Below are 440 nucleotides of genomic sequence, written 5' to 3' on the forward strand. Positions count from 1 at the left end.
CGGTTACTTTATCGATCCACTTACTTCTATTATGTCAATATTAATTACAACTGTTGGGATTTTGGTTCTGATTTATAGTGACAATTATATGTCGCCTGGCCACCGGCTTTCCGTAGACGGATGCCCCTTTAATGGGGATCACCCGGAACAGCCCATGTTTTTTCGAGCGTTCATACACAATGGTCGGGTCAATCCCGCCAGTATCCCAGCAGATACGGGATATCGACATTTCTGCACCATTCCGGCGGGTATAGGTTTTATTGATGGCCTCATCCACACGCAGCAGCGTCTGTTCATCGTCGTGGCGGCCCATAATAATCTGCCGGTCAATCAGCCAGCTTTCCTCACCCGGCCCCCATCCCCATACGCGCATTTCGTAGCGGTCCAGCTGGGAGTCGATACCGGCGGTCAGGTAAGCCACACGGTCAGGAACGGGCGCT

At 51.8% G+C, this 440-nt stretch carries 1 pseudogene; it reads right to left on the minus strand.

What is annotated here, in order from left to right:
• Nucleotides 1–142: 142 nt before the first annotated feature.
• Nucleotides 143–373, minus strand: a pseudogene (locus DLK05_RS17070) (terminase gpA endonuclease subunit); the annotation flags it as partial.
• Nucleotides 374–440: the final 67 nt, after the last annotated feature.

The organism is Ancylomarina longa (assembly GCF_003996985.1).
Classification (GTDB): domain Bacteria; phylum Bacteroidota; class Bacteroidia; order Bacteroidales; family Marinifilaceae; genus Ancylomarina_A; species Ancylomarina_A longa.